Consider the following 9,538-nt stretch of genomic DNA (forward strand, 5'->3'; position numbering starts at 1 on the left):
GCGCCTTGGGCATGTGTTCATTGACGGTGACGTGGCCTGAACGCTGCGAACTCCGGATGTGACTTGCGACTCGTTTGTGGTCGAAGAAGATTTCGACCACCCGGTACGTCAGCCTGACATCGACCCGTCGTCCAATCAGCCCATGCGGTACGGAATAGAAGGTCTTGTCGACTTCGACGTGATAGTCGGGATGCACTTTGGCGCTCTTCCATTCCGCATATTCGAACGGCGTTGAAGGCAATGGTTTGAGCTGCGAGCGTTCGACTTCATCGAACAATGCGCGGCGAGATTTTCCATATCGCCGCATGGTTCGGGTATTGAGGTCCTCGATCAAAGCGCTGATGCGGATATTGAGATCGACAAGGCTGAAGAACCGTTCGTTTCGGAGCCTCGCCAGGACCCATCTCTCGACGATTAAAACCGTCCCTTCAGCGGAGGGTTTGTCGCGAGGATGCCGAGGGCGTGCCGGAACCACAGTCGTGTCGTAATGCTCAGCGAAAGCGGCAAAGGTCGCATTCAATGTCGGCTCGAACCAAAGAGCCTTGGCGACAGCCGATTTGAGGTTGTCGCAGATCGTCGTCTTCGTCACGCCACCGAAGTAACTAAAGGCCCGTTGGTTCGCCTCGATCCAGTCTGGCAGCTTCTGGCTGAAGCTGGCATAGGCGAACGTTGGTTGCGACGCGCTCAACACCGCGACGTAGATCTGCGCCGCGCGGATCTCGCCGGTGGATGGATCGATGATCGGGATCGTATGGCCGGCATAGTCGCATTCCATCGCGACACCAGCAACATGACGGCTGCGGTAGGTGGGCCTGACTCGGCTTTCGTGATCAGCAAACCGGCCGCAAAACCAGGTGTACCCGTAGCCATCCGGGTGAGCTTCCCGGTATTCCTGCCAAAGCAAATGGAGCGTGACGCCCTTGCGCTTCAGTTCGCTGGCCATCTTCGGCCAGTTCGGCTCGACAGTATCGCGTGGAGGCCGTCCCATGCGGCGGAATAGTCGATGTTCAAGAACATCGTCCTCGTCCAGGCCCGGAGGTAGAGGCCAGACCGCAAGCCCGGCTTCCTTTGCCCGCAGCAGGTACGTCGAAACCGATGTCTTGCTGATCTTCAGCCGCTCGGAAACGGCGCGTATCGATAATCCCTGCTCGAACGTAAGCCGCAGGATCGATCGGATATCCTTCACGTCAGTATGTCTCGCTTGCTTCCGCCTGGGCATCATGTCCTCGCTCAAACCACGAGGGCAAAGTGCCAGAACGGCGCTCACGAAAATCGATCTAATTCCGCCGAGATAACTGTCCGCGACTTACTGAAATCACTGTCCCGTACTTAGTGAAATCAGTGTCCGCGACTTACCGAAATGCCTGTCCGCGACATACTGAAACCCGCAATAATGAGCATAACGTCCAATAATGCTTTTGGGCAGGGAGTTTTCTGATCCTAGGGGAGTACATATCGCTCAGCGGCGGAGTTGCTCCCGCACGGATATGGGATGCGATATGCCTAATTTTCGCACATCGTCCATGGCTGCTTTACACAGACTGTCAGGAGCATTTAGCATGCAAACGGGAATTGGGGCTCTCCTATCGCCCGTATGAGGTTTCTAACATGCGTTTCATTATCCATGGCGTGGGTGCAATCGGCGGCACAATTGCCGTCTCACTTGCTGCTGCCGGGGAGGAGGTCATCGGGATTGCCCGCGGCCAGCAGCTGAAGGCGATCCAGGCGAACGGGCTGACATTGCGCACGCCCGCGGGAACCGAGATCCGTCGCTTCGAATGCGTGGAAACGCCGAATGCGATCACGCTTCGCCCCGAGGATGTGGTGATGGTCTGTACGAAGACCCAGCATATGGGCGCGGTTATCGAACAACTCTCAGCAGCCGGCCTTGGGGACCAAGCGGTCTTCTGTTTCCAGAACGGGGTCGAGAACGAGCGCAGGGCACTCCGGCATTTTGCGAACGTGCATGGTGTGAGCGTCATGATGCCGACCGACTTTGTTACGCCTGGTGAGGTCGTCGCGTTCGGGTCACCGCACTCGGGATATTTCTACCTTGGTCGATATCCGCATGGGAGCGACAGTGTCGATGAAGCCGTCGCGAAGACGCTCACTGCGGCGGGCCTCCCAGCCTTTGTGTCGCCAGACGTGATGAAGGCCAAATATGGAAAGCTCCTTTTGAACCTCAGCAATATTGTTGAAGCTGCATGCGGGGGCCAGGGCGATACCGCACCTGTTACCGACATTCTCCGTAAAGAGGCGGAGATGGTTTTCACCGCTGCGGGCATCAAGTGGCAGGGTGTCGGTGACTCCGATCCCAACCGCGGGAAGCTGATGAACGTTGCGTCCGTCCCGGGTTTCAGCCGGGCAGGAAGCTCATCGACGCAAAGCCTTGCGCGGTCCACGGGATCCATCGAGACCGATTATCTCAACGGCGAAGTTGTTTTGCTGGGAAGGCTGCACGCCATCCCAGCGCCGGCTAATGCCTGGTTCTGTCAACTCGCAGCGCGCATGGTGCGGGAGAAACTGCAGCCAGGAACAATTCCCCTTGATGAGGTTAAGCGGGCGCTGTCTCTCGCCTAGAGCACCATTTGGATCAGCTTTCGCCAGCGTGACACTTCACTGTGTCGGCGGCGGGGCGCCTCGCTGGCGATAGGATGGAAGGTGGGGCGCATTGTCGGGGGCGGGATGAGCCTCCAGTTCTGCGATCAATGATTTCATCTCGCCGATTTCGCGCACTTGCTCTTCGATAATCCCATCCGCCAGCTTTCGCACGCAGCTCAAACGCGCGGTGTTTTTCCACGAACGCGGCGAGATCCGTGACCGCTCGTACGACAGTCAGGCGTTCCGGGCCTCCGGTCTCAACCTCGTCGTCAGCGCTATCATGCACTGGAATACGGTTTACTTAAGCCGCGCCGTCGCCCATTTGCGGACGAACGGACGCAACATTCCTGACGCCCTCATCAAGCATGTCTCGCCGCTTGGTTGGGACCACATCAATCTGACCGGCATCTACTCTCGGGACAGTGAGCAGCAAATGCCGCAGGGTTACAGAACCCTACGTCTCCCTGGCCGCCTTTTGCGGGCGGCCTGACAAAGATCAAAGCCAAACGGGTCGATCATCCGCCAAGGATATCGAGAGCTGTGTCGAAGATGCGCTGATCTACGTGTCCCGCTCCTGGGATAGTCCTCAATGTCCAGGCAAGAGGGCTACCAAGGCGACCGGCGACCTGCTTGCACAAATCGAAATGCCAGAGGCCTCGCGCGAGCCGATGTGGGCCTTGTGCCAAGGCCTCTTCGTCACGTGGCAGATCGAAGGCAGTACTGTCGGAATCCCCTTGTCCGAGCAATATTGTCAACCTCCTTCCGAAATACCGGCGCAGGGAGGTTTGATCGAGATCCAGACCACCCATGCCGCTTGGGTATTCGACGGTGATATCCGGCAGCATGTAAATGCCGCTGTTCGACGCGACCGCCCGATCGAGCGTCAATGCTTGGGTCAATGCAAGATAGCGCAGGACGAATTGCGAGCCGGCGGAATTGCCGAACAAACCGAACGTCGTGCGTTTGGACTCAACTCCGGCGCGGACGTGCTGGAACAAGCGATCAATTATCCCGAAGGACCATCTGTCTTGCGGCAAAAACGCGCCTGCAGCAGACCTGACATTCCCGTAATTATAGGCATAGACGTCGGGGAAGGCTTCGATGTCGAATTCCGGCACCAGGACAATTATCCCGTGCTGCTCCGCCCCTTTGACCAGCACATCTCGGAAGTCCGATGCTGCGCGGTCCAGCCCATGCATGGCGATGACGATACGCGCGTGTTGAACATTTGATACCGGCCGAAAGTAGAATACCCGCATGTGCCGCTGATCGCTCACCACAGCATCGAAGAACTGGAAGCTGCCCTTGCCGGCTTCCATCTGCAAACTGTTCATGATGACCTCTGCGGCTTTACAGCATCTATCTCTCGCTGCGGAACATGCTCATTGCCCTCGTCCCGGTGATCGGATAGTGCAAATGCGATACGAACCGCGCTGACCACGGCTGACAACTTCTCCGGCGACGGCAACCGAACGGGATGATCGACCATCAGAAAGACGCCGTCGGCGACACGGATCCTTGTGACCAGTTCGGCGACTGGCATGGGCCGTGCGCCCGCAATAATCTTATGGAATTCCGCAGATTGAGCGCTGAAGTTGGCCCAGTTGCTTTCGGCTTCCTCGATCGGAATACCGCGTTCCGCCAAGAGACTTCCTATAGATTGTCGGTGGATACGGATGTCGGCGTTACTCATTCCGCTATTTTGAAGCATCCGCACACATCGGAGTTGCGCCAAATGACCGTGGTCAAAATGGCTGCCGCGACCTCTGCCGGACGGCGGGTCAATGAGCTCCTCACGCACGTAGTATCTTACGGTGCGCTCCGAAACCCCGGCCAGGTGGGCTAGTTGAGTAGCATTGAAACGGTTCTCTGTCGCATCCATAGCAATTTATTGACAGTGAGGTGCTTAATTGTCAACTGTCTCATTTATCGTGGGTGCGTAGTAATATTGCGTTGCTGATCCTTAGCGTACGATTTGGAGCAGCTCTTGTTCTTGCCCCTCAATCGTCGAGACGGAGTTTGCCTTGGCGCCGCGCTCGGCGGATCCCGAGGCGCAGGCTGTGATGTAGAGACCAACGGTCTGCGGATGTGGGGGGAGGGGGGGAAAGACTGGAGCGACGGCACCAGGCAGAAAAATGCTTCCAGTCGGATGCGTAGGCTTTTCTAGTGTTGATCGAGCTGGCTGCCTCGACGTAGCTCCAAGCGCGATCGGTGAGATCCTGCAGGTGGCCCGACAGGCTGGGACCCGGTTGCGGGGCAGGGGAGGGGATTTCTGCTCTAGAAATGGAAGGCTCGTCCGCCACAGCTTGCCCACCGAGAACGTCGCTCATCTCACACTTCCCATGGATTGATCACGGCTGCGCCTGTGTCCTCAAAGTCCTTGACGTTGCGAGTGACGAGGATCAGGTCATGGACAATTGCAGTGGCTGCGATCAGCCCGTCGATGTCGCCGCGCGGCCGGATTGCAGCGATGCGGCCCCATTCGACTGCGATCTCGTCGGTCACCGTGAGAATGCGGTCAGCATGATCGTGGCGTAGCTTGCGCAGCCATTCGGCAAGATGTGCCGCAGCCTTGGGATCTGATTTTTGTTTCAAGGCAATACCGCGCATGATCTCACCAAGCGTCAGCGCACTCAAGTGAACGCTGAGAGGAGCGACCGAGCGCAACCACGAGGCCGCCTCCGGCGTGCCCCGCCTTGCCTCCGAGACGATATTCGTATCCACTAGATACATCAGAAGGCTACGTCGCGGCTTGAGACTTTGGTTCGCGCGTCGACCGCGTCGGTGAAGGCGTCATCCCAAGGCGGACCGGCGAGCAGGTCATCGACCAAAGTCGGTCGCCCTGCGCGCAAAGCGTCATAGTCTTTTGCGGACAAGACAACGGCCGTGCGCTCGCCACGCACGGTTATCTCTTGCGGGCCTTCAAAGCGGGCTTTTTGCACTACTTTCGAAAACTGGTTTTTAGCGTCCTGCAGCTGCCAATCCATGAATCTGCTCCGATCTAGCTAGGCTGTCTAGCCAGAAATAGCACCGTTATTGATTATCTGAAAGAGGCGAATTGCTTTTAGATGGAATATTCCAAATCCAGCGGGGCCGTCGCTAATAGCTTAGGAACGTGCTGAGGCGAGGTTCTTGCACGCGCGATGACTTGGCATGCGATACGCCTAATTTTCGCAACGAAATCCGCGGCGCTTTGATTGTTAGAACTTGCCGTCTAATTTTCAGGCCGCTTCGCCATAACCAGCAACAGGAAGGCGCCAAGGTCTCGCCAGCGTGCAAACCGTGGGACAGCTTCGCATGCAGCAAGGGAGGGTTGAGGTTCCTCGATGTTGGTTAGGATGAAACCGGCCGAGGCAACGGCGTTGAGACAGTCGCCGATCGTGCGCGGAAACCTGGGCACGGCGAACGGTATTACATCCTCGTCCTTCGGGCGATTCCCGAAGCGCCAGTGCTCCGTGAAAGATGATCGATCGAAGTAGCGAGCGACCCGAAGACCGGTCGTCTGCCCATCGACGTCCTTTTCCCAGCCAAGCCCCGGCGTGATGAAACAGGGATGTAGGACACTGAAGAGAATGAAGCCTCCTGGCCGCACGAGACGGTATGCCTCGCGCATAGCGCCGGCCAGATCGGGTCCGTCCATCAATGCCATTGTTGAAAGGACCGCGTCAAAGGACTCGTCCGCTATCCCGCAATGGTCGCTATACGAGTTGACGTGGTACTGAATGCCAAGCGGATCCGCTTCCTCCGTCTGCCTGGCGTGCCCGATCATGCGGCTTGACAGGTCAATGCCGGTCACACGTGCACCAAGCCGAGCGAAGGCGCGGGTATTCGTGCCTTCCCCGCACCCGAAATCGATGACATCTAACCCATCAATTGGCGGCAACGCGGCGAGGAAGGCGGGGAACGTGAACTGATCTCTATATACATCGAACCCGTCGCGTACGTCTCGTGTCCACTGATCGGCGTTTTCATTCCACCGCTTCGCCACATCAGAAATCGGTAGATCGTTCATGTCATCTCTTAATGCTGTTTGCGTCTTCCGAAGACTCCGGATGCCGCGCCGGAGCACACTTCACTCCGTCGAGCTCCTTCCTCCAATCGCCCCAAGCGACAGGCATGATTTCAGACCCTTCGGATATAGATCAGGTTTCCCATCGACATCGAGGTCCCGCGGATCATACCAGGCGGCTGCCAACCAAGTGCCATCGTCTTCCTGAAATCGGATGCGCTCCTGTCCGTCGAAAGCTCCCGATGGGAACGCAACGTCGAAAATGAACAAGATCTCGTGCCGGCTTTGGCCATCATGCGAGAATACATTTTCGAGGGTGACAGGGCCTCCGACCACGGACACGTCGACATTTACTTCCTCTTTGAACTCTCTGACGACCGCGTCTTTTGCGGTTTCGCCAAACTCAATGCTTCCCCCTAGCGGCCGTACGCCTTTGAGCGTCCCGTGACGGTCATATACCTCGAACGCCAAGAGTCGGGTGCCGCGCCAATGGAGGCCGAGGGCTTTGACGCGGATAACGCTGGATTTGAACTCGCTCATCATGCTGCTTGGCTACTCGGCATCTTCAGGAATAAAGCCACCGGTCTGGCGTTTCCACAGGCGGGCAAAAAGTCCGTCTTGTCCGATTAGTTCGTCCGGCCTGCCTTCTTCTACGATGCGTCCCTGATCGAGCACAACGATCCGATCCATCCTGGCAATTGTCGAAAGGCGATGGGCGATAGCGATGACCGTCTTTCCTTCCATTACCAGATTGAGCTTTTCCTGAATGGCCGCTTCGGATTCGCTGTCGAGAGCGGAGGTCGCCTCGTTAAGCACAAGGATAGGCGCATTCTTTAGGAGAACACGGGCGATCGCGACACGCTGGCGCTGCCCGCCGGAGAGCTTGATACCCCGATCGCCCACGAAAGCCTCATAGCCCTTACGGCCCTCGCTATCGGCGAGATCGGCAATAAAGCCATCGGCTTTTGCCATCCTCGTTGCATGTTCGACGTCCTGCTGTGTCGCGTCCGGCCGGCCATAACGAATATTGTCGCCAACCGAGCGGTGAAGGAGATCCCGACCCCAAGCGTATGCGACTGGAGCGTGTTCAGGAGGAAGGATGCGATCGGCAGGGCCGGGAACAGCAGCAGCCCGAGAAAAGTCAGGAGCGGCCATTCGTTTCGCAGGAAGGTCGCAGCGCCCTGCTCGGTTACGCCGTCGACAATGACGGAAAGCCCCCAGACAATGCTGAGGTTGATGGCTTCAATTGCCATGGAGGAAACCGCCAGAGCAATAAGAACACCCCGGAACATCGAAATGAAGTGCAGAAGGACCGCCACTGGCCCCTTCGAGGGAAGAGGCTGATAGGGAATATCCAGCGGTCGGATCATGGCTTCAAAGGGACGATAAATCGCATCTGAAATTGACATGGGCAACTCTGATTAAAAAGATCGGCAGGGACGACGAAGACAACGTAGGGCTTCTTCCGAAGCAGTCTCAATCGACCGTGGCAAATGTCAGTATTTTTGCGGTCAGCGCAGTCGGGCCATGAAATGCGCATCGACGTATTCACCGTTACGGTAAGCGTTCTGGCGCAATGTGCCCTCGTGGACAAAACCGAACTTTTCGTAGAGCCGGATCGCTGGAGTATTATCTACAAAGACATCCAGTTCGATGCGCCTAATGTCGTGCCATTTGTCGGCCGTATCGATCAAAGTGCTCAGAAGGACCGTCCCGACACCTTTTCCTGCGAATTCGTCGTGCACGCCGATGCCAAAGCTCGCGACATGGTGCTGCCGGCCGCTCTTGCGATGAAGGCCGGCACTTCCGATGATCTTGCCATGCCATTCGGCGCAGACCAAAATATCTGAAGGCGAAGCGCTTTCGATATATTTGCGAGTTCTCTCGACGCTCTGAAACGGCTGGCGCAAAGTACCGTGACGCACGCCAGGCAGGTTGAGAACTTCCGTTATGGCTTCGGCGTCCTGCGGGCGCGAGCCACGGATTACGACATCGTGGATATGGAATTGTGATTGGACCGGCGCATCTTTTTCAGGCGGCATGCTGTTCTCCTTGTTAAAGCGGGAGAGCAGGCCTTTCATCGCCCTGCTCGTCTCGGCAGGGCTGGATGAATGATGAAACGCTTTACCGCGCCAACAGTCCAACGCCCGCCGGATAACCGGAGGTCATGGAATTACGGCGGGTAAGGTTTACGTTTGCGATCATGGCATAAAAATGCGTCTCGTTCGCGCGCTTGTCAACCACGGTCTGCTTTTTAGCAAATCGCAGTGGTCAGCCTGCGCGAATGTCAGGATCATCGCCACACTGCGCCGCCAAAGCTGCTGATGAACAACGACAAGGTGGAACCGGTCAATCGAACTGCAGACTTTCATCTGGAAGATTACGTTCCGACCAATCCTCTCTGGAAATTGGATCGCCCACGGTGAATTCGAAGGCTTCAATTCTTTTATGGTCTGGCGTCAGGTCGCACTTGAATTGAATGTTGTACCAATTCTGCTTGCTATGCACCGCTGCCCCGTTGGCGGAAAAGGAATTTCCTTCAAGTTTCGTGTCGGCCATCGCATAGGCAATGACCCGATCCGGAAGAAAATCCTTACTCCAACGACCGACCTGCGCCATGGCTTCGAGATTGCAGAGCTGTTCGACCTGTTCAGCTGGAGCAAGTTGGGAAAGAGCCATTTTTGCTTCGCGGCTATGTCGATCGGCAAGAATTCTCTCCGATAACATACGCGTGGGCTTGACCCTCGCTGGCATTCCCTCATCAGAAGGTGCGGCCTCTTGCGTTGCAATTTCCGGTTTTGGCAAATGAATGCGCTTGGTCTGGCCGGCATGGCAACGGCCTATCGCGAGCTCCTCGAGCAGGCTCATGGAAATGATCTGAGCTTCGACGAAAGACTGGGGTTGATGCTTGACCGCGAGATCGCCCTC

General features: G+C 56.8%; 12 protein-coding genes and 3 pseudogenes. 2 read left to right on the forward strand and 13 right to left on the reverse strand.

Annotated elements, in window-relative coordinates; all coding sequences use genetic code 11:
* Window positions 1–1,219 (reverse strand): IS21 family transposase (gene istA, locus KX729_RS32930; RefSeq protein WP_219746647.1); only part of this gene is annotated, 1,219 nt, incomplete at its 3' end.
* Window positions 1,220–1,608: 389 nt separating this feature from the next.
* Between istA and KX729_RS32935 the strand changes: the two genes are divergently transcribed.
* Both KX729_RS32935 and KX729_RS32940 read left to right on the forward strand, forming a co-directional pair.
* Window positions 1,609–2,580, forward strand: coding sequence for a ketopantoate reductase family protein (locus tag KX729_RS32935; protein ID WP_219746640.1), 972 nt, complete (start codon window positions 1,609–1,611; stop codon window positions 2,578–2,580).
* Window positions 2,581–2,773: 193 nt separating this feature from the next.
* Window positions 2,774–3,091: pseudogene (locus KX729_RS32940) on the forward strand (Tn3 family transposase); the annotation flags it as partial.
* Between the two features lie 25 nt (window positions 3,092–3,116).
* Here the strand turns inward: KX729_RS32940 and KX729_RS32945 are convergent.
* The 12 genes and pseudogenes from KX729_RS32945 to KX729_RS34350 all read right to left on the reverse strand — a co-directional run.
* Window positions 3,117–3,935, reverse strand: a complete 819-nt coding sequence (locus tag KX729_RS32945) for a hypothetical protein (protein WP_219746641.1) — start codon at window positions 3,933–3,935, stop codon at window positions 3,117–3,119.
* Complete coding sequence (locus tag KX729_RS34135; protein WP_246618052.1) at window positions 3,932–4,246, reverse strand: hypothetical protein; 315 nt, start codon at window positions 4,244–4,246, stop codon at window positions 3,932–3,934. Before KX729_RS34135 ends, KX729_RS32945 begins: the two co-directional genes overlap by 4 nt.
* Window positions 4,247–4,282: 36 nt before the next feature.
* A pseudogene (locus KX729_RS34795) lies at window positions 4,283–4,483 on the reverse strand (helix-turn-helix domain-containing protein); the annotation flags it as partial.
* Between the two features lie 117 nt (window positions 4,484–4,600).
* Window positions 4,601–4,931, reverse strand: a pseudogene (locus KX729_RS34140) (integrase); the annotation flags it as partial.
* Window position 4,932: 1 nt separating this feature from the next.
* Window positions 4,933–5,334 carry a type II toxin-antitoxin system VapC family toxin gene (locus KX729_RS32955; protein ID WP_219746643.1) on the reverse strand — a complete coding sequence of 134 codons (402 nt, stop codon included), beginning with the start codon at window positions 5,332–5,334 and terminating at the stop codon, window positions 4,933–4,935.
* Window positions 5,334–5,588, reverse strand: coding sequence for a type II toxin-antitoxin system Phd/YefM family antitoxin (locus KX729_RS32960; RefSeq protein ID WP_219746644.1), 255 nt, complete (start codon window positions 5,586–5,588; stop codon window positions 5,334–5,336). The genes KX729_RS32955 and KX729_RS32960 overlap by 1 nt, the downstream gene beginning before the upstream one ends.
* Window positions 5,589–5,815: 227 nt before the next feature.
* Complete coding sequence (locus KX729_RS32965) at window positions 5,816–6,613, reverse strand: class I SAM-dependent methyltransferase (protein ID WP_219746645.1); 798 nt, start codon at window positions 6,611–6,613, stop codon at window positions 5,816–5,818.
* Window positions 6,614–6,673: 60 nt separating this feature from the next.
* Window positions 6,674–7,150, reverse strand: a complete 477-nt coding sequence (locus tag KX729_RS32970) for an NUDIX hydrolase (RefSeq protein WP_219746646.1) — start codon at window positions 7,148–7,150, stop codon at window positions 6,674–6,676.
* 12 nt (window positions 7,151–7,162) lie between these two features.
* Window positions 7,163–7,513, reverse strand: a complete 351-nt coding sequence (locus tag KX729_RS34895) for an ATP-binding cassette domain-containing protein (protein ID WP_512699465.1) — start codon at window positions 7,511–7,513, stop codon at window positions 7,163–7,165.
* Window positions 7,444–8,019, reverse strand: a complete 576-nt coding sequence (locus tag KX729_RS34945; RefSeq protein ID WP_512699464.1) for a hypothetical protein — start codon at window positions 8,017–8,019, stop codon at window positions 7,444–7,446. The genes KX729_RS34895 and KX729_RS34945 overlap by 70 nt, the downstream gene beginning before the upstream one ends.
* A gap of 102 nt (window positions 8,020–8,121) precedes the next feature.
* Window positions 8,122–8,652 (reverse strand): GNAT family N-acetyltransferase, encoded by a 531-nt coding sequence (locus KX729_RS32980; protein ID WP_219746648.1) that lies wholly within the window; start codon window positions 8,650–8,652, stop codon window positions 8,122–8,124.
* Window positions 8,653–8,959: 307 nt separating this feature from the next.
* On the reverse strand, window positions 8,960–9,538 hold a 579-nt coding region (locus KX729_RS34350; protein WP_281423296.1), incomplete at its 5' end, for a DUF930 domain-containing protein.

This window comes from Neorhizobium populisoli (assembly GCF_019430945.1).
In the GTDB taxonomy this organism is placed as follows: domain Bacteria; phylum Pseudomonadota; class Alphaproteobacteria; order Rhizobiales; family Rhizobiaceae; genus Neorhizobium; species Neorhizobium populisoli.

Coding starts and splice junctions, on each gene's coding strand:
- KX729_RS32970 (WP_219746646.1), bottom strand. CDS start 7,150: ATGAGCGAGTTCAAATCCAGCGTTATCCGCGTCAAAGCCCTCGGCCTC.
- KX729_RS32960 (WP_219746644.1), bottom strand. CDS start 5,588: ATGGATTGGCAGCTGCAGGACGCTAAAAACCAGTTTTCGAAAGTAGTG.
- KX729_RS32945 (WP_219746641.1), bottom strand. CDS start 3,935: ATGAACAGTTTGCAGATGGAAGCCGGCAAGGGCAGCTTCCAGTTCTTC.
- KX729_RS32955 (WP_219746643.1), bottom strand. CDS start 5,334: ATGTATCTAGTGGATACGAATATCGTCTCGGAGGCAAGGCGGGGCACG.
- KX729_RS34945 (WP_512699464.1), bottom strand. CDS start 8,019: ATGTCAATTTCAGATGCGATTTATCGTCCCTTTGAAGCCATGATCCGA.
- KX729_RS32965 (WP_219746645.1), bottom strand. CDS start 6,613: ATGAACGATCTACCGATTTCTGATGTGGCGAAGCGGTGGAATGAAAAC.
- KX729_RS32935 (WP_219746640.1), top strand. CDS start 1,609: ATGCGTTTCATTATCCATGGCGTGGGTGCAATCGGCGGCACAATTGCC.
- KX729_RS32980 (WP_219746648.1), bottom strand. CDS start 8,652: ATGCCGCCTGAAAAAGATGCGCCGGTCCAATCACAATTCCATATCCAC.